The sequence below is a fragment of the Ruegeria denitrificans genome, from assembly GCF_001458295.1.
GTDB lineage: Bacteria > Pseudomonadota > Alphaproteobacteria > Rhodobacterales > Rhodobacteraceae > Ruegeria > Ruegeria denitrificans.
The window spans coordinates 25182-41878 of the sequence record NZ_CYUD01000011.1 but is presented as its reverse complement, the minus strand read 5'-3'; the positions used below and the strand labels follow the sequence as shown (position 1 = coordinate 41878).

17 protein-coding genes are annotated in these 16697 nt (G+C 57.9%); 12 read left to right on the top strand and 5 right to left on the bottom strand.

What is annotated here, in order from left to right:
• Positions 1 to 7 precede the first annotated feature (7 nt).
• From RUE5091_RS16515 to RUE5091_RS16505, 3 genes are read left to right on the top strand one after another with little or no spacing between them, the layout of a single operon-like run.
• Entirely contained in the window at positions 8 to 1093 is a 1086-nt protein-coding gene (locus tag RUE5091_RS16515; protein ID WP_058283048.1) for a microcin C ABC transporter permease YejB, read from the top strand.
• Positions 1094 to 2200, top strand: a complete 1107-nt coding sequence (locus RUE5091_RS16510; RefSeq protein ID WP_058283047.1) for an ABC transporter permease — start codon at positions 1094 to 1096, stop codon at positions 2198 to 2200.
• Positions 2197 to 3774, top strand: coding sequence for an ABC transporter ATP-binding protein (locus tag RUE5091_RS16505; protein WP_058283046.1), 1578 nt, complete (start codon positions 2197 to 2199; stop codon positions 3772 to 3774). Before RUE5091_RS16510 ends, RUE5091_RS16505 begins: the two co-directional genes overlap by 4 nt.
• Positions 3775 to 3802: 28 nt before the next feature.
• On the opposite strand, the gene RUE5091_RS16500 is transcribed toward RUE5091_RS16505, so the two are convergent.
• From RUE5091_RS16500 to hemN, 3 genes are all read right to left on the bottom strand, one after another.
• Positions 3803 to 4282 (bottom strand): DUF995 domain-containing protein, encoded by a 480-nt coding sequence (locus RUE5091_RS16500; protein ID WP_058283045.1) that lies wholly within the window; start codon positions 4280 to 4282, stop codon positions 3803 to 3805.
• Positions 4283 to 4378: 96 nt separating this feature from the next.
• The gene (locus RUE5091_RS16495; protein WP_058283044.1) at positions 4379 to 6310 is read right to left on the bottom strand and encodes an elongation factor G; all 1932 of its coding nucleotides are present in this window, start codon (positions 6308 to 6310) and stop codon (positions 4379 to 4381) included.
• A 175-nt stretch (positions 6311 to 6485) separates the two neighbouring features.
• Positions 6486 to 7841 carry an oxygen-independent coproporphyrinogen III oxidase gene (gene hemN, locus RUE5091_RS16490; RefSeq protein ID WP_058283043.1) on the bottom strand — a complete coding sequence of 452 codons (1356 nt, stop codon included), beginning with the start codon at positions 7839 to 7841 and terminating at the stop codon, positions 6486 to 6488.
• 61 nt (positions 7842 to 7902) lie between these two features.
• Between hemN and fnrL the strand changes: the two genes are divergently transcribed.
• Complete coding sequence (gene fnrL, locus RUE5091_RS16485; RefSeq protein WP_058283042.1) at positions 7903 to 8646, top strand: transcriptional regulator FnrL; 744 nt, start codon at positions 7903 to 7905, stop codon at positions 8644 to 8646.
• A gap of 74 nt (positions 8647 to 8720) precedes the next feature.
• Positions 8721 to 8972 (top strand): GlsB/YeaQ/YmgE family stress response membrane protein, encoded by a 252-nt coding sequence (locus RUE5091_RS16480; RefSeq protein WP_058283041.1) that lies wholly within the window; start codon positions 8721 to 8723, stop codon positions 8970 to 8972.
• A gap of 39 nt (positions 8973 to 9011) precedes the next feature.
• On the opposite strand, the gene RUE5091_RS16475 is transcribed toward RUE5091_RS16480, so the two are convergent.
• On the bottom strand, positions 9012 to 9851 hold the full coding sequence (locus tag RUE5091_RS16475) for a universal stress protein (RefSeq protein WP_058283146.1): 840 nt from the start codon (positions 9849 to 9851) through the stop codon (positions 9012 to 9014).
• A 197-nt stretch (positions 9852 to 10048) separates the two neighbouring features.
• Between RUE5091_RS16475 and ccoN the strand changes: the two genes are divergently transcribed.
• The 4 genes from ccoN to ccoP are packed head-to-tail and all read left to right on the top strand — an operon-like array spanning position 10049 to position 13457.
• Positions 10049 to 11656, top strand: coding sequence for a cytochrome-c oxidase, cbb3-type subunit I (ccoN, locus tag RUE5091_RS16470; protein WP_058283145.1), 1608 nt, complete (start codon positions 10049 to 10051; stop codon positions 11654 to 11656).
• A gap of 14 nt (positions 11657 to 11670) precedes the next feature.
• On the top strand, positions 11671 to 12399 hold the full coding sequence (ccoO, locus tag RUE5091_RS16465; RefSeq protein WP_058283040.1) for a cytochrome-c oxidase, cbb3-type subunit II: 729 nt from the start codon (positions 11671 to 11673) through the stop codon (positions 12397 to 12399).
• Between the two features lie 12 nt (positions 12400 to 12411).
• Positions 12412 to 12597: a CcoQ/FixQ family Cbb3-type cytochrome c oxidase assembly chaperone gene (locus tag RUE5091_RS16460; RefSeq protein WP_058283039.1), complete on the top strand. Its 186-nt coding sequence runs from the start codon at positions 12412 to 12414 to the stop codon at positions 12595 to 12597.
• Positions 12594 to 13457 carry a cytochrome-c oxidase, cbb3-type subunit III gene (gene ccoP / locus RUE5091_RS16455; RefSeq protein WP_058283038.1) on the top strand — a complete coding sequence of 288 codons (864 nt, stop codon included), beginning with the start codon at positions 12594 to 12596 and terminating at the stop codon, positions 13455 to 13457. The genes RUE5091_RS16460 and ccoP overlap by 4 nt, the downstream gene beginning before the upstream one ends.
• 137 nt (positions 13458 to 13594) lie before the next feature.
• On the opposite strand, the gene RUE5091_RS23310 is transcribed toward ccoP, so the two are convergent.
• Positions 13595 to 13732, bottom strand: coding sequence for a hypothetical protein (locus tag RUE5091_RS23310; RefSeq protein WP_165590793.1), 138 nt, complete (start codon positions 13730 to 13732; stop codon positions 13595 to 13597).
• Between the two features lie 100 nt (positions 13733 to 13832).
• Between RUE5091_RS23310 and RUE5091_RS16450 the strand changes: the two genes are divergently transcribed.
• The 3 genes from RUE5091_RS16450 to RUE5091_RS16440 all read left to right on the top strand — a co-directional run bounded on the left by RUE5091_RS16450 (position 13833) and on the right by RUE5091_RS16440 (position 16697).
• Complete coding sequence (locus tag RUE5091_RS16450) at positions 13833 to 14708, top strand: LysR family transcriptional regulator (RefSeq protein WP_058283037.1); 876 nt, start codon at positions 13833 to 13835, stop codon at positions 14706 to 14708.
• 101 nt (positions 14709 to 14809) lie between these two features.
• Positions 14810 to 16237 (top strand): cytochrome c oxidase accessory protein CcoG, encoded by a 1428-nt coding sequence (gene ccoG / locus RUE5091_RS16445; RefSeq protein WP_058283036.1) that lies wholly within the window; start codon positions 14810 to 14812, stop codon positions 16235 to 16237.
• A 1-nt stretch (position 16238) separates the two neighbouring features.
• Complete coding sequence (locus tag RUE5091_RS16440) at positions 16239 to 16697, top strand: FixH family protein (protein WP_058283035.1); 459 nt, start codon at positions 16239 to 16241, stop codon at positions 16695 to 16697.

Sequence of the window (16697 nt, the reverse complement as noted above, 5' to 3'; positions counted from 1 at the left end):
CGCCCCCATGGGAGCATATATTCTAAGACGCCTGTTGCTGATCATCCCAACCCTGCTTGGGATCATGATCGTCAACTTCACGCTGGTTCAGTTCGTCCCCGGCGGCCCGATTGAGCAGATCATCGCCCAGATGGAAGGGGGCGGTGACGTATTCGAAGGTATTGCCGGCGGCGGCAGCGATATCGAGCAGCAGACCGGCGGCGCCAACGACCGTTATGTCGGCGCACGCGGCCTGCCCCCCGAGTTTATCGAAGAACTCGAGAAAGAGTTCGGGTTCGACAAACCTCCGGTCGAGCGGTTCTTCGACATGATGGGCAACTACCTGACGCTGGATTTTGGCGAGAGCTATTTCCGCTCGATCAACGTGACAGATCTGGTGCTCGAAAAAATGCCGGTCTCGATCTCGCTGGGGCTGTGGTCGACTCTGATCGCTTATTTGGTGTCGATCCCGTTAGGCATTCGCAAGGCGGTCAAGGATGGATCGCGGTTCGACACCTGGACCAGCGGAACCATCATCGTGGCCTATGCCATCCCCGGTTTCCTGTTTGCGATCCTGCTGCTGGTACTGTTTGCCGGTGGCTCTTACTGGCAGATTTTCCCGCTGCGGGGGCTGACCTCGGACAATTGGGACAGCCTTAGCCTGATTGGCAAGGTCGTGGATTATTTCTGGCACATCGCCCTGCCAGTCATTGCCTTAACAATTTCGGCTTTTGCGACGCTGACCTTGCTGACCAAGAACTCGTTTCTGGATGAGATCAAAAAGCAATACGTCATGACTGCGCGGGCCAAGGGCCTAAGCGAGGGCCGGGTTCTGTACGGCCACGTGTTCCGCAATGCCATGCTGATCGTAATCGCAGGCTTTCCGGCGGTGTTCATTGGCGTCTTCTTCGGTAGCTCAATCATCATCGAGACGATTTTTTCTCTGGACGGTCTGGGCCGTCTGGGGTTCGAGGCAGCCGTCGCGCGTGACTATCCAGTGATCTTCGGCACGCTGTTCATCTTTGGCCTAATGGGCCTTGTCGTCGGTATCGTCAGCGATTTGATGTATGTCTTCGTCGACCCGCGCATCGACTTCGAAAAGCGGGAGGGGTAAATGGCGCTGTCCCCACTCAACCAGCGCCGCTGGCGCAATTTCCGGCGCAATGGGCGGGCCTTCTGGTCGCTGATCATCTTTTCGGTGCTGTTCGGTCTGTCGCTGTTTGCCGAGTTTATCGCCAACGACAAGCCGATCCTGGTGAAATACCGGGGCGAGTTCTATACGCCGATCTTCAACTTTTACGCCGAAACCAAGTTTGGCGGCGATTTTCAGACCGAAGCGATCTATCGCGACCCTGAGGTGCAATGCCTGATCGACAGCGGGGGGCTTGAGGAATGTTTCGACGATCCCGAAGGTATTATTGACGAAATCAAGGCCGGTACATTTCAGGCTGAAGGCTATGAAAAAGGCTGGGCGCTCTGGCCGCTGATTCCGTATTCTTTCAACACCAGTGTGGACCGTCCGGGGGCAGCGCCGCTGCCGCCCAATGGGCAGAACCTGCTGGGGACGGATGACACAAAACGCGACGTACTGGCACGGGTTATATACGGCTTCCGCCTGTCTATCCTGTTCACGCTGATGGTGACCGGAGTGGCCAGCCTGATCGGCATCTTCGCCGGTGCTATTCAAGGCTTTTTCGGTGGCTGGCTCGATCTGGTCTTCCAACGCATAATAGAGATCTGGTCGGCAACTCCTTCGCTCTACGTCATCATCATCATGTTTGCTATTCTGGGACGAAGTTTCTGGTTGCTGGTGGCGCTGATGATCCTGTTCAGTTGGACGGGATTGGTGGGCGTTGTCCGGGCCGAATTCCTGAGGGCGCGCAATCTGGAATACGTTCGTGCTGCGCGGGCGCTGGGTGTCGGAAACATGACGATCATGTTCCGCCACATGCTGCCCAACGCAATGGTCGCAACGTTGACCTTCATGCCCTTCATCGTGACCGGCACCATCGGCGGTCTGGCCTCGCTGGATTTCCTGGGCTTCGGCTTGCCGTCTTCGGCCCCATCGCTAGGGGAGTTGACCTTACAAGCGAAACAGAACTTGCAGGCCCCATGGTTGGCCTTCACCGCGTTCTTTACCTTCGCCATCATGCTATCGCTGCTGGTCTTCATCTTTGAAGGCGTCCGTGATGCGTTTGATCCCAGAAAGACGTTCTCATGAGCCTTTTGGATGTGAAAAACCTTAAGGTCTCGTTCCGGCAAGACGGACAGATCAGCGCAGCGGTCAAAGGGGTGTCCTTTACCGTGGACCGGGGCGAAACCGTTGCGCTTGTTGGGGAATCCGGGTCTGGCAAATCGGTGACGGCTTTGTCCACCGTGTCTCTGTTGGGGGACAGTGCGATCGTCGAAGGCTCGGTCACTTATGACGGGGATGAGATGATCGGCGCCTCGCAAGACAAGCTTATGGATGTGCGTGGCAACGATATCAGCTTTATCTTTCAGGAGCCGATGACCTCGCTGAACCCACTGCACACGATCCAAAAGCAGATGGCGGAATCACTAGCCCTGCACCAGGGGCTGAGCGGTGACGCGGCGCGCACGCGTATTGTCGAGTTGCTGACCAAGGTGGGTATTCGTGATCCACGAGAGCGACTGGACAGCTATCCGCACCAGCTCTCGGGCGGGCAACGGCAGCGGGTCATGATCGCCATGGCGCTGGCCAACAAGCCGGATATTCTGATCGCGGATGAACCGACGACTGCCTTAGACGTAACCATTCAGGCGCAGATTCTGGAGCTGTTGGCCGAGCTACAGAAATCCGAAAACATGGGGATGCTATTTATCACCCATGATCTGGGCATTGTGCGGCGCATTGCCGACCGGGTCTGCGTGATGAAGGATGGTGAGATTGTCGAGACCGGTGCTACTGCAGAGATCTTCAACAATCCACAGCACCCCTATACGCGGAAACTGCTGGGGGCCGAGCCCTCGGGCCACCCCGATCCCGTTGCGCCGGAGGCCGAAGAGGTTGCGCGGACCGATCACCTCAAGGTCTGGTTCCCGATCCAGCGCGGATTTCTGAAACGGACCGTGGGTCACGTGAAAGCGGTAAATGACGCCACACTCAGCGTGCGCGCGGGTGAGACAGTGGGTATTGTCGGCGAAAGCGGGTCAGGCAAGACGACCTTGGCGCTGGCGATCATGCGACTGATTGCATCTGAGGGTGGCATCACCTTCCGCGACAAGGATGTACGCCGCTGGTCCACGCGCGAGTTGCGGCGATTGCGCAAAGACATGCAGATAGTGTTTCAGGATCCATTCGGCAGCCTCAGTCCGCGGATGACCTGCATGCAGATTATTGCAGAGGGGTTGGCGATCCATAAGGTCGACCCCCACCGCGCGCCGCGCGAATTGGTGGCCGAGGTGATGACCGAGGTTGGTCTGGACCCCGCCGCAATGGACCGCTATCCGCATGAATTCTCGGGCGGGCAGCGTCAGCGTATCGCTATTGCGCGGGCTATGGTGTTGCGTCCCAAACTGTTGGTGCTGGACGAACCGACCAGCGCGCTGGACATGACTGTGCAGGTTCAGATCGTCGATCTGCTGCGCGATCTGCAGCGGAAATATGGGCTGGCCTATCTGTTTATCAGCCACGACCTGAAGGTTGTGCGCGCGATGTCGCACAAGGTGATTGTCATGCGCAACGGTGATGTCATCGAGATGGGCGCGGCTGAGGATTTGTTCGAGAACGCCCAGACAGATTACACCCGCGAACTGATTGCGGCGGCGGGATAGGGTCGGTATTTAAGCGCCCAGATTGACCTTAGAGGCCCAGATCATTCTTCAGTTTGTTGAACTTTGTCTGATGCGAGTTGCCTCTCACCTGCGAACTGATGCTGTGGCGATACCAGTTTGACTTTTCAGGAATGAATCTCTCCCAGATTGTACCGTTCGGCGCCGTCACAAACTCCCAACATTCTTCGAAACGTTTGTATTGTCTTGCCCCGTTTTCGAGCCAGTACCAGTCGGTTTCGTTGCAAAGTTTGCCCCTGGTTGTGACATACCATCGCCCAATGCCAACGGTACCTTCTTTTTGTCCGATCCCTTGTAAGGTTCCGTTTGGGGCCCAGTAGAACGACCCTCCTAGTCTCCAATTTGTTGTCTTGCCTGAATAGAGTTGAACAATGGTTTGCGGATCAGTGCGTTTTGCTCCTTTGGGTTTCCCTTTAGCAAGACTTTCCCCGGCGGCCAGAAAGATGGCCGCAACTATTAATGTCGTAAGGACGGTTGTTGAATTGCCCATAACTAAGGCGCCTCTTTAAAAAACTTTCCTATAATGTTGAGCGGACCTCCTGTGCTTCCTCTGACTGGGATGTCGGTCAGAGGTTTATATATAGTTTCACTGCGCGTTGGCTGCCTCGCGCGCTGCACTTTTCGGAAGTGGTCCGCGCAATTCCTCATAGTGATCAAAGCTCAGCTTGACCCAGCCGGTACCGCGCGTGGCACTGGCGAGAGTTCGGTGCAGCTCGTCCTCGGCCACGGCGGGTAGCTGGGCGTTGAAAATCTCCCAGCCCGAGGCATTTGGGTTGCCTTCAAAGCCCAGAACTTGCCCCTGCAGCGAACTGATGGTCGGGACCAGATCGCCGACGAAATCCGAAGGCAGGTGAATTTCGGCACTTAGAACCGGTTGCAGGACCACCGGTTTGGCCTGTGGCAGCGCCTCGCGCACGGCGTTTTTGCCTGCGGTGCGGAAGGCATAGTCCGAACTATCCACGTTGTGGTGCTTGCCATCGCTGAGCGTGACTTTCACATCGACCACGGGAAACCCTTCAGGGCCCTGCGCCAGCGCATCTTTGGCACCATGTTCGACCGAAGGGATATAGTTCTTGGGCACCGCCCCGCCCTTGACGATCTCCTCGAACTGAAACCCCGACCCGCGCGGCATCGGCGCGACTGAGATTACTACATCGGCGAACTGTCCCGCCCCTCCGGATTGCTTGCGGTGGCGGTGACGGTGTTCAACGGGAGTGCGGATGGTTTCGCGATAGGCGGTTTCGACCGCGTCGGCGGTGATCTCAATGCCGAAATCCTCGTCCAGCTTGGTGGTGACACGGCGCATGTGCTGCGGACCTTGCGAGCTGAGTATGGCGTGACCACTCAACTCATCCTGCTGAAGATGCAGGCCGGGGTCGATTTCGACCAGGCGGCTTAGCGCGTTGGACAGGCGCACGTCGTCCCGTTCATGGGTGGGCGAGACGATCTGCCGGTGCGCCGCCGGGTGCGAGGCAGCCCATTCGGGCAGCGGGGTCGCCGAAGCGCTGTCATAGAGATTGCCGGGGTTCAGGTGGTCCGATTTCACGGCCAGCCCGATTTGCCCTGCGGGCAGTTCGGAAATCTGCGTTTTGGCATCCAGCGTGGTCAGGTTGCCGACGGTTTCACCGCCCAGATTCTCATGCGCTTTTACCCCTGCACCCAGCCCTCGCAGGACGACGATCTTGCCGATATGCTTCTTTACATCCGCGAACCCGGCGATGGCGCGGGCGTTTTCTTCCGCTTCATCGCGCCCTGCAGCAATGTCGAATTCCGGCGCTTCGTGCCGAAGGGCTTTCATCAGACGGGTCAGCCCGTTTCCGTGGCTGGCTGCACCCAGACAGGCCGGGATCAGCTGGTGGTTTTGCAGTACTTGCGCAGCCAGGTCGTACACTTCGGCGCTGGGCGGTTGTTTGTCCTCGATCAGTTGCTCAAGCAGATTGTCGTCGAAATCCGACAGGGTCTCGAGCAATTCAGTGCGGGCTTCCTGTTCGCGGTCCTCAACCGATTGCGGTAATTCGATCAGGGCCGAGGGCTGCCCCTCTTGATATTTCCACGCCCGTTCTGAGATCAGGTCGACCGCGCCAACGATTGTTTCACCCTCGCGAATCGGGACCTGACGCAGGGCAATATGGTTGGTGCAATAGGTCTGCAATGCCGCGATGATGTCGCGTATACGGCCGTTGGGGTTGTCCATACGGTTGATGAACAAGAAGCAGGGGATGCCTGCCTCTTCGACCAGTCGCAGGTATGGGGCGCACAGGACGGCGGCCAGCGGATCAGGCGGTACAACCACCACGGCGGCGTCCGAGATCGCCATGGCCGGGCCGACATAGGCCAGATTGTCGCCTCCGCCATCAACGTCAATGGCGCACCAGGGTTCGTCTAAATAAGAAAAACCGTGCAAATGCACGGTTCCGGATACGTCGAATGTGGTGGACCGGCCGTCGAGGCGACTGATGGCCTCGACCAGAGTGGTTTTGCCCGATTGGCTGGGGCCGAGGACGGTGAAAACGCGCATGGGTGCTGTCCCTCTTTCAAATTGCATATCGGCTGCACGAAGGGGAAAGCCTTACGCGAATGCGTCGGCGCGATCTGTCTGGTACTGGGCCTGCCTCAGGCGCGGGAGGGTTCCGCCCGCCCTGCAAGTGTGGAAAAAACCGACCCGTCGCGTCAAGCCCTGACCTGCATTGGCGTCAGATGGCCGAACTGTGGCCGGCTACGCTCAGGTCATAGGCGTCAAAGCTGCGGACAATCATACGGGTCAGCGGGCGGGCCTCGGGCGGGATAAAGAGCCCGTCCTCAGTGATCCGTAGCAGGCCGTCAAAGGACGCGTTGGTTGTCTGGTACATGGCTTGGAGCTCAGGCCCGGTGATGTTGTGGTCGCGCAGAATCTCGGCGGTGTTGATCTGGAAATCGCACATCAGGGCTTCGATCAGCCGTGCCCGCAGAACGTCCTGTCCTTTGAACAGGTGCCCACGCGAGGTCGAGAACCGTCCTTCGCGGATCGCTTTGGTATGGGCGGATGTTGCGGGGGCGTTCTGGGCATAGCCCTGCGGAAAGCGCGAGATCGAGCTGGCACCGACACCGATCAGAACCTCGGCCTGATCGTCGGTATAGCCCTGGAAGTTCCGCTTCAGCCGCCCCGCCTTCAGCGCGTGGGTCAGACCGTCATCCTGAGTCGCAAAGTGGTCAATGCCAATCTCGGCGTAGTCGTCCCACATGAACAGACGGCGGGCGGTGTCGAACAGGTCGAGACGTTCTTCAGGGGTCGGCAGCGCGTCTGAGGGGATCAATTGCTGCCTTTTGGCCATCCATGGCACATGCGCGTAGCCGTAAAGCGCCACCCGGTCCGGGCTGAGCGACAGCAGTTTCTGTACGCTTTCCGTCATCCGCGATTTGGTCTGATGTGGCAACCCATACAGGATATCCGCGTTCAGGCTGCTGATTCCACGGGCGCGGATCATGTCCACGGCCTTTCGCGTGATATCATAGCTTTGGATGCGCCCGATGGTTTTCTGAATCTCGTCATCGAAATCCTGCACTCCGATCGAGGCTCGGTTCATCCCGGCCTCGGCCAGTGCGTCCAGGCGGGCTTCATCAATCTCGTTCGGGTCGATCTCAACCGAAAACTCGGCGTTCGGACCCAACGGCACCACGTCCAGAATCCGCGCGGCCAGATCCCGCATCAGGTCCGGGTTCAGCAAGGTCGGTGTGCCGCCGCCCCAATGCAGACGCGATAGGGTGACGCCCTTGGGCAGGCGTTCGGCCAGTAGGTCCAGCTCGGCCTTCAACACGTCCACATAGGCGATCACCGGGTTGTCGGTTTGGGTGCCTTGTGTGCGGCAGGCGCAGAACCAGCAAAGCCTGCGACAGAACGGGACGTGGATGTACAGCGACACTTCGCTGCCCGGCTTAAGGCCGGAAATCCAGTCGGCATAAAGGCTTGACCCCACGTCGTTACTGAAATGGGGGGCGGTGGGATAGCTTGTGTAACGCGGCACTTTCGCGTCAAATAGTCCAAGCTTGGCCAATTGTGGTTTCACTATCATAGCGATAGCTTTAAGGGACGGGCCGCCTAGATGCTTTGACCGAGATCAAGTGGAAACGTGCATGACTTCGATATCCAAATTCGACCATACAAATTGCGGAGATTGCCCCATCCGGCATCGTGCGGTGTGCGCCCACTGTGATACGGATGAGTTGGAAGATCTTGAAGAGATTAAGTATTATCGCAGTTTTGAAGCGGGTCAGACGATAATCTGGTCCGGGGATCAGATGAATTTTGTCGGCTCTGTCGTGTCGGGAATCGCCTCTCTGACCCAGACTATGGAAGATGGGCGCACCCAGATGGTCGGTCTTTTGCTGCCCAGCGATTTCGTCGGTCGGCCGGGCCGTGATTCTGCGCCTTATGATGTGCAGGCCACAACTGATCTGGTCATGTGTTGCTTTCGCAAGAAGCCGTTCGAGCAACTGATGAGTGACACGCCGCATATCGCGCACCGGCTGCTTCAGATGACACTGGATGAGCTGGACGCGGCGCGCGAGTGGATGCTGGTACTGGGGCGCAAGACTGCGCGGGAAAAGATCGCCAGCCTGCTGTCGATCATTGCCCGGCGCGACGCGTCGATTAATCAAAAGGGAAACACAGGTCCGATTGTCTTCGACCTGCCGCTGACCCGCGAGGCGATGGCGGATTATCTTGGGCTGACGCTGGAAACGGTCAGCCGGCAGATCTCGGCCCTGAAAAGGGATCAGGTCATTACACTGGAAGGCAAGCGCCACGTCACCATTCCGGATATGGGCCGTCTGATGGAAGAGGCGGGCGACGACACGGATGGCGGATTTCTGGTCTGACACGCTTGCGGCGTGACTGGACCTGCGTGCCGTGTTTATCTGGGATTGAGTGAACCAGACCTCAGGAGCAAGTCATGGGATTCAGTAGCATTCTGGCGATGCTGTTCATCGGCGCGATCGCCGGGTGGCTGTCGGGCAAGATTATGGAAGGCCGTGGCTTTGGTCTGATTGGCAATATCATTGTCGGGATTGTCGGCGCGTTTCTGGCCGGCTTGATCTTTCCCGCGCTGGGTTTTGCTGTGGGAGGCGGTGTCTTTTCATCTATTTTCTTTGCCACCATCGGTGCGATCATCCTGCTGTTCCTGATCGGTCTGGTGAAAAAGTAAAAAACCGCCCCGGGGGACGGTTTTCTATATCTGCCTATTTTAGTGCGCCAGAAACACCGGAACTTCGGACTGTTCCAGCATGTTCCGAGTTGCACCGCCCAATATGGCCTCGCGGAACCGCGAATGCCCATAGGCCCCCATCACAATCATGTCTGCCTCGGTATCTGCCGCGTGACGGTTCAGGATATCTGATACTCGGGTCATGGTCTTGCTGAGCACGTCGATTTCGCATTTCACGCCATGACGGGCCAGCATTTGTGACAGCATACCGCCCGGGTCTGACCGGTCGGGGCCATGGCGTGGCGGGTCAATCACGACGATACGCACCAGATCGGCTTGCATCAGAAACGGCAGGGCGCGGCGGATGGCCCGCATAGCCTCGACGCTTTCGTTCCAGCCGATCAGGATTGTGCCGGGTCGCCCGAATGGAGTCGCATCATCAGGGACGACAAGAACCGGCGCGTGACCTTCGAACATAGCGGCTTCGACAATGGGTTCGGCCTCGGCGTCGCGATCAGGTCCATACGGTTGCGGCAAAATAACAAGATCAGAGAAGCGCGCGCGATGCGCCACGTGGCGCCCGATATCGGCGATCTGGGCGACACCGCTTTCTGCCGACCAGCGAATTCCGGTCTTGCCCAGATAGCCTTTGGCATAGGCCAGCACTTCTTCGGCTTCGGCATTGGCGCGGTTCAGCGTTTCCTGAAGGATCAGGGCATTTGCACCAGCGTAGTAATACCCGGTCTGGCTGCGGTCGACGCCCAGACACAAGGCCTCGGCATGTGAGTCCTGCGCCTCGGCCAGCGTGGCCATCTGGGCCAGCGCGGTGCCGCTTTGCCCCGTTTCTGTCATCACCGTGAGAAGAGATTTGTAAGCCATTTTTGACCTCTTGTCGTCCGAGCTCATGAACCTGCGGCCCAATGGCCCATTTGTCAGTTTACGATTGTCACAGAAATCAGTGTATTGTCTTGACACAGATCAAAGTAATTCTGGCTGTGGTTCGACACAACAGCAGCCAGTCAAAAGGGTCCTGCGATGAATTAAGAACTGCGCAGGGCATGGCAAAGGGACGCAATATGTCAAATTACATCAAGCTGATCGTGCTTGGTCTGGTCGTGGTATTTACCGCGATCGGGTCCAATTACGCACGCGATTTGGCGTATCAGGTGCATTCGATTCTGGTGATGCTGATCGCCGGCGGTTTGTTCATCTGGACGCTTCGAAACACCGATGAGCCAGATATTCTCGTGGACCGCTCGGGTGAGTATATGGATGGGGTGATCCGCTATGGCGTGATCGCAACCGCCTTTTGGGGTGTGGTCGGGTTCCTGGCGGGGACATTCATCGCGTTTCAGCTGGCCTTTCCGGTGCTTAACTTTGATTGGGCGCAGGGTTATCTAAACTTTGGCCGTTTGCGCCCGCTGCACACATCGGCGGTGATCTTTGCCTTCGGCGGTAACGCCCTGATTGCAACCTCGTTCTACGTGGTGCAGCGCACCAGCGCCGCGCGTTTGTGGGGCGGGAACTTGGCGTGGTTCGTGTTCTGGGGTTATCAGCTGTTTATCGTGCTGGCCGCGACCGGCTATGTTCTGGGTGGCACGCAATCCAAGGAATATGCCGAGCCTGAATGGTATGTAGATCTGTGGCTGACCATTGTCTGGGTGGCTTATCTGGCCGTCTTTTTGGGCACGATCGTCAAGCGGAAAGAGCCGCACATCTACGTTGCGAACTGGTTCTATCTGGCCTTTATCGTCACCGTTGCGATGCTGCACCTGGTCAACAACATGACCCTTCCCGTCAGCATCTGGGGCTCGAAATCAGTCATCGTCTGGTCGGGTGTGCAGGATGCCATGATCCAGTGGTGGTACGGGCACAACGCCGTGGGTTTCTTCCTGACTGCGGGTTTCCTGGGCATGATGTATTACTTCATCCCGAAACAGGCCGAGCGTCCGGTGTTTAGCTATAAACTGTCGATCATCCACTTCTGGGCGCTGATCTTCCTGTATATCTGGGCCGGTCCGCACCACCTGCACTATACCGCGCTGCCTGACTGGGCCTCGACGCTGGGCATGGTGTTCTCGATCATCCTGTGGATGCCTTCGTGGGGTGGCATGATCAACGGTCTGATGACCCTGTCCGGCGCGTGGGACAAGCTGCGTACCGACCCTGTGATCCGCATGATGGTGATCTCGGTCGGCTTCTACGGCATGTCCACGTTCGAGGGTCCTATGATGTCGATCCGCGCTGTGAATAGCCTCAGCCACTATACCGACTGGACCATTGGTCACGTGCACTCAGGCGCGCTGGGCTGGAACGGTATGATCACCTTTGGCGCGCTGTACTTCCTGGTGCCTGTCCTGTGGAAGCGTGAGCGCCTGTATTCGCTGCAGATGGTCAGCTGGCACTTCTGGCTCGCCACCATCGGCATCGTTCTGTACGCCGCGTCGATGTGGGTCACCGGCATCATGGAAGGTCTGATGTGGCGTGAAGTGGATGCCAACGGCTTCCTGGTGAACTCGTTCGCCGACACCGTGGCTGCTAAGTTCCCGATGTATGTGGTGCGTGCTTTGGGTGGCGTGATGTTCGTCGCTGGCTCGCTGATCATGTGCTACAACCTGTGGATGACTGTGCGGAAAGCGCCGGCCAAAGAGGCCAGCCTGACCGTCGCGGTCCCGGCTGAATAAGGAGGGCCGGAGCAATGGCTATTCTCGACAAACATAAAATCCTCGAGACCAACGCGACCCTCCTGCTGATTTTCAGCTTTCTGGTCGTGACCATTGGTGGCATCGTGCAGATCGCCCCGCTGTTCTGGCTGGAAAACACCATCGAGAAGGTGGAGGGCATGCGCCCTTACACCCCTCTCGAGATGGCGGGCCGGGATATCTATATCCGCGAAGGGTGCTACACCTGTCACAGCCAGATGATCCGCCCCATGCGGGACGAGGTCGAACGCTATGGCCACTATTCGCTGGCAGCAGAGTCGATGTATGACCACCCGCACCAGTGGGGCTCCAAGCGTACGGGGCCTGATCTGGCCCGTGTTGGTGGCCGCTATTCGGACCAGTGGCATGTAGATCACATGCGTGACCCGCAATCCGTGGTGCCGGAATCGGTGATGCCGAAATACGGGTTCCTCGAACATCGGAAACTGGACGGCAAATATATTGCCGACGTCATGAAGGCGAACGCGGCTGTGGGCACGCCCTATACCGCTGAGATGCTGGAAAACGCCCGGGCAGATTTCCGGGCGCAGGCTGATCCTGACAGTGATTATGATGGTTTGCTGGAACGCTATGGCGACAAGATCAACGTCCGCAACTTTGACGGCCAGTCCGACCTGACCGAAATGGATGCGGTGATCGCCTATCTTCAGATGCTGGGAACGCTGGTCGACTTCTCGACCTTCACCCCGGATCCGAGCCGCTAACAGGAGGGTGTGATGGAAGAATATACACTCTTACGGCAATTCGCGGATAGCTGGATGTTGCTTGCGCTGTTCGTCTTTTTTGTTGGCATCGTGGTTTGGGTTTTCCGCCCGGGCGCCAGCAAGGAATACAAGGACACCGCCAACATCCCCTTCCGGCATCAAGATAAACCCGCCGAATCCGAGGAGGCGAGGAAATGAGCAAGACACCTGAAAAACAGCCGGGTGATCCGAAGACAACCGGTCACAGCTGGGATGGAATCGAGGAATTCGACAACCCAATGCCGCGTTGGTGGCTGTGGACCTTCTACGCAACGATTTTCTGGGGTGTGATCTACACGATCATGTACCCGGCATGGCCGCTGGTGCAATCCGCCACGGCTGGCGTGACCGGCTGGTCGTCGCGCGCCGAAGTGCAGGAAGAGATGGTCGCGTTTCAAGAGGCCAACGCGCCGTGGAACGCAAAGCTGGTGGAAACACCGCTGCAAGACATCTCGGCAGATCCTGAACTGCAGCAATATGCGGTGAATTCGGGCGGTGCGGTATTCCGGACTTGGTGTGCGCAGTGCCACGGCTCGGGTGCGCAGGGTGCGCCTGGCTTCCCGAACCTGCTGGATGATGCGTGGCTGTGGGGCGGGACGCTTGAGGACATCGAGCACACCGTTGCCTACGGCATTCGCAACGAGGAAAGCGACGATGCGCGCTATTCCGAGATGCCGGCCTTTGGTGAGATTCTGGAACATGACGAGATCACCCAGGTGGTTCAGTACGTCATGTCACTGACCAATGCTCAGACTGACGATGCGGCGGCGCAGGCAGGCAAGGTTGTCTTCGCAGACAATTGCGCAGCCTGTCATGGCGAGGACGGCAAAGGCGATATCACGCAGGGCGCTCCGAACCTGACAGATGCCATCTGGCTCTATGGCGGCAGCGAAGAGGCTTTGACCGAAACGGTCACCAACAGCCGTTTTGGCGTAATGCCGTCCTGGGAAAACCGTCTGACCGACGCGCAAATCCGCGCGGTAACGGCTTACGTCCACCAGTTGGGTGGCGGTCAGTAACGGCAAAAGAATACCTTCGGACGGTTCGCCGCCCGAAGGTTAGGCACCGGCTGTTCCATCTGTTCGCGCGTTTCCTGAACAGCCGGTGCTACTAATCTCAGATTAGTTCTCCGTAATGATGGGGTCCAGAGGGCCCGTCATTTCGCACGGGAACGTGTGACGCGCGTTTTTTCCATCCACCAATAATCCTCGGGGCTTGGCTTGTGGTTTTGCGGCGTGGTGCCCCCGTCTGTTTGAGTGGCGACCATGAATGATTTCGCAAGGATCGACAGCATCTGATGTCTCCTGAAATTGTGTCTGACTGGTTTAAAGATTGATCTTTCGAGATGAAAATGCGACTCAATTGGTGTTTGATTATGTAACTCAGGCTTACATATGGATTGGATGAAGATGCCACCTCTCGCGTCGCTGAAAGCTTTTCATGCTTTCGCGGAAACGGGGAACGTGGTGAAAGCCGGGGCGCTGTTGAATGTCAGTCACGCCGCCATCAGCCAGCAACTACGCGCGCTAGAGAAACATCTGGGAACGGCCTTGCTGGACCGCAGCGGAAAGTCGATGACACTGACGGCCGAGGGTGAAAAGCTGGCCCGCGCCTTGCATCTGGGATTTGGCGCAATTGGTGATGCCGTGGCCGATCTGGCCCACACTGCCGAGGATCGCCCGGTTCATATCTCGCTGACACCTTCTTTCGCGGCATCCTGGCTGATGCCCCGCTTGCCTGCGTTTCAGGCCGAGTATCCTGACATCCCCTTGGCGCTGGACCCGTCGCCTCATGCGGTCAGTCTGCGTCCGGGCGGTGTAGATGTTGCGATCCGGTACGGCGATGGCAACTGGCCTGGTGTGAACGACGAACTGCTGTTGCAAAGTCCGATCGTGATTGTCGCCGCGCCTTTGCTGTTGGGCGGCAGGGCGTCGATGACACCGGATGAGCTTAGCCAATTGCCCTGGCTGGAAGAACTCGGAACTACCGAGGCTACGTCTTGGCTGGTTAGGCAGGGTGTCACGCACGGACCTCGCGCCGGACGAATCGCGCTGCCGGGAAATCTGGTGCTTGAAGGGCTGCGCGCGGGCCAGGGTGTAACCGTCACGGTGCGGCATTTTGTAGAGGCAGATATCCGTGCGGGCCGCTTGACTGAATTATTTTGCGAAACCGGTTCGGGCGGGTATCATATTGTAACGGCTGATGCCCCACTGCGTCCTGCCGTCAAGACATTTGTGACGTGGCTCAGACGGCAATCTGGTCGCATGTGACAAAAGGTGTCTGTGCGATGCGCTTTTGACCCATGTCAAAGAGACTACTTGTGTGATCTGGGACAAGACGCCGAAAAGACAGCCACATCTGGAGCCAGCCCGTGAGCGATTCCGACCCCGCCCCCAGTCTTTACGCTGCCAGGGAGCCGATCTTTCCCCGGCGTGTGTCCGGGCCGTTTCGAAACCTGAAGTGGATCATCCTCGCCGTCACGTTGGGCATCTACTATGTGACGCCTTGGATCAGGTGGGATCGCGGCCCCAGCCTGCCGGATCAGGCGGTGTTGCTGGATCTGGCGAACCGGCGGTTTTACTTTTTCTGGATCGAAATCTGGCCGCATGAGTTCTATTTCGTGGCCGGTCTTTTGATCATGGCCGGTCTGGGACTGTTCCTGTTCACCTCGGCGCTGGGGCGCGTGTGGTGCGGCTATGCCTGTCCGCAGACGGTGTGGACGGACCTGTTCATTCTGGTCGAGCGCTGGATTGAAGGGGATCGCAACGCCCGCTTGCGGCTGCACAGGCAGGAAAAGCTGGATTTCCGCAAGGCTCGGTTGCGTGTCACGAAATGGACGACATGGATCCTGATCGGTCTGGCAACTGGCGGGGCCTGGGTGTTTTATTTCGCCGATGCGCCGACATTGATGCGGGATCTGGTCACTGGCAACGCCCATCCGGTTGCTTATACGACCGTTCTGATTCTGACAGGTACCACGTTCCTGTTCGGCGGCTTCGCGCGCGAGCAAATTTGCATCTATGCCTGCCCGTGGCCCCGTATTCAGGCCGCAATGATGGACGAGGATACGCTGGTCGTCGGATACCGCGAATGGCGAGGGGAGCCGCGCGGCAAGGGTAAACGCACCGCTGATTCCGAGTTGGGCGACTGTATCGACTGCATGGCCTGTGTGAATGTCTGCCCGGTGGGTATCGACATTCGTGACGGGCAGCAGATGGAGTGCATTACCTGCGCGCTGTGTATCGACGCCTGCGACGACATGATGGCCAAGATCGGCAAACCACGCGGCCTGATCGACTATATGGCGCTCAGCGATGAGACGCACGAGCGGGCAGGCGAGCCGCCAAAGAATGTCTGGAAACATATTCTGCGGCCGCGGACGATCCTGTATACGACCTTGTGGTCAGTGGTTGGCTTTGCCCTGTTGTTTGCCCTTTTCATCCGGTCAGATATCGACCTGACTGTGGCCCCCGTGCGGAACCCAACCTTCGTCACCTTGTCCGATGGCACGATCCGCAACACCTACGATGTGCGCCTGCGCAACAAACATGGCGAGGACCGGCCGTTCCAACTGTCGCTGGCGGGTGATCCGGCCTTGCAAATTCAGATTGAGGGCCTTGATGGTGAGATTGTAAATGTCACGGCAGATACCGCACAATTGACCCGCGTCTATATCGTGACTGCCGGTGACACCGGTCCTGCCGCCGCGGATGCAACGTCAGTCCGTATCTGGGTCGAGGATCTGGAAAGCGGCGAGCGCGCATATAAGGACACCACTTTCAATGGGCGAGGGAACTAAGATGGCCGAGCGTAAATTCACCGGAAAGCACTTTCTGGCAATTTTCGTCGCTTCATTTGGTGTGATCATCGCCGTCAACCTCACTCTGGCTTACAACGCGGTCAAAACCTTTCCGGGGCTCGAGGTCAAAAACTCATACGTTGCCAGTCAGGAGTTCAACGAGCGTTTGAAAGAACATCAAGCACTGGGTTGGACCATCCACGCAGAGGTGTCGGGTGGTTTGCTGATTCTGCATATCATCGACAAGACCGGTGCCCCGATAGAAGTGGCCGAGTTGCAGGCGGTTGTGGGCCGGGCCACCCATGTCGAGGATGATTTCTCACCCGATTTCATCTTTGACGGTCAGGCCTACGCAACCCCTGCGGTGCTGGGCAAAGGCAATTGGAATATACGGCTGGTCGCCAAGGACAGCACCGGAGCCGAGTTTGCCCAGCGGGTGCCGCTGTATGTAAAAGGGTGA